The sequence below is a fragment of the Clostridium tagluense genome, from assembly GCF_003865095.1.
GTDB lineage: Bacteria > Bacillota > Clostridia > Clostridiales > Clostridiaceae > Clostridium_AD > Clostridium_AD tagluense.
Genome location: NZ_BHYK01000100.1, coordinates 1 through 1,498, shown reverse-complemented (window position 1 = coordinate 1,498; position 1,498 = coordinate 1). Strand labels below are relative to the sequence as shown.

1 protein-coding gene is annotated in these 1,498 nt (G+C 31.6%); it reads right to left on the bottom strand.

The features are described 5' to 3' along the window. Positions 1-96: 96 nt before the first annotated feature. The gene (locus Ctaglu_RS24640; protein ID WP_125006703.1) at positions 97-1,356 is read right to left on the bottom strand and encodes a DDE-type integrase/transposase/recombinase; all 1,260 of its coding nucleotides are present in this window, start codon (positions 1,354-1,356) and stop codon (positions 97-99) included. Between the last annotated feature and the right edge of the window lie 142 nt (positions 1,357-1,498).

The window sequence follows — 1,498 nt, the reverse complement described above, 5'->3', positions numbered from 1 at the left end:
AGTCTTGATATCATTTCTTTTAAATCCCTTGAGATATATGCATCTTTTTCTTTAATACCTTTTTCAAAAGGGTTTAAGGTCATACCATAAAACTGCTTAAACATATTTAACACCATCCTTTGAATAATCTATATTAAGTGGGTTTTTACGTTTGGTTTTACCATTTTCAACCTTGTTTGTTTTTCTAATGCTATATTTAATCTTTTCATAATAGATATAAGCACTGTCCATGTCATCAGGTAGATACCGCACTTCAACCTTCTGTTTTATAAATTGCATAGGTACATCATAAGATATTTTATCAATGCTTATAGTTGCATCATTATTTACTTTCCGTTGTACGCGATTCATAAAACAATTATCTAGCCATTCACTGTCAGAGGCTACTTTTACATGAGCTAAATCGCTCTTATACCTATCAATAGGACGCTGCTTTGTAGATGAATGAATAGTTATGTTATGCTTATTAATATAAGTGAATAATTCATCATTTAGCTCCGCTAAGGAGGAAATAGATTCTACATCTAAAGTGTTTAGCCATCTGCTTTTTAATGTCCTGAAATTTCTTTCTACCTTTCCTTTAGATGCTCCGTCCCTTACCATTGTATGGAGCTCTACTATTCCAAGAGAGCCGCATATAAGACTTAATTGCTCATTTCTGTACGGAGAACCATTATCCAAATAAATTTTTTTGGGAATTCCATACCTGGCTACAGCCTCTTTAAGTACCTTTTGAAAGTTATAAGAATTATCATTGTAAAAGAATCTACCGCCTACTATTAATCTAGATTTATCATCTATTAACATAATTACGTACGTTCGTTTGCGCTCACCATTTTCAGTTATAAATGGACCGTAACAGGTGTCGCCTTGAAACATTCCAGTTGCAAATTCTTCTTCAAAAGCTTTTCTATCTTTCATGTTGATACATCTAGCAGATCTAATATCGTTATTTTTTATAAACCGTTGAACAGTTGAAATTGACACATCCTTTTCTTTAATAAAGCCATCTTCGATGAGTTTATAATATATAAGCGTAGCATTAATTTTAGGAAAGTTGTTTTTTAAAGTGTATATCTGCTCTATGGCTACATTACTTAGTTTTCTGGTTTGACCTATATCGCTACGCGTCTTCGGAAGAAGGGAATCAAAACCAAATCTATTATATTCTGATTCCCAATTAGAAAGTGTTCCTGGGCTATACAAAACTGAATTACCGTTAGGTAATTTTACAGGGTTAATAGAAACACGTCTATAATAAGCAATTTTAGATTGCTCAGTAAAAGTATTATTTATAGCAGGGGCTATTAGTGCTAATCTAATAGATGCTATTTCGATTATTTCTTTGTTATTCATTTATTATCACCTCTAGAAAAATGTTATCATATAGGTATTTCAATGACCATTATCGTATTAAGTGGTCTGCCTAAATTAAAATTAAAAATATATGATTATAGCTAAACTATGACGTTCCTTGAAAAAACGATGAACCATTTTG

Excerpts from the sequence above, each read along its gene's own strand:
- Ctaglu_RS24640 (WP_125006703.1), bottom strand. The coding sequence starts at position 1,356 with ATGAATAACAAAGAAATAATCGAAATAGCATCTATTAGATTAGCACTA.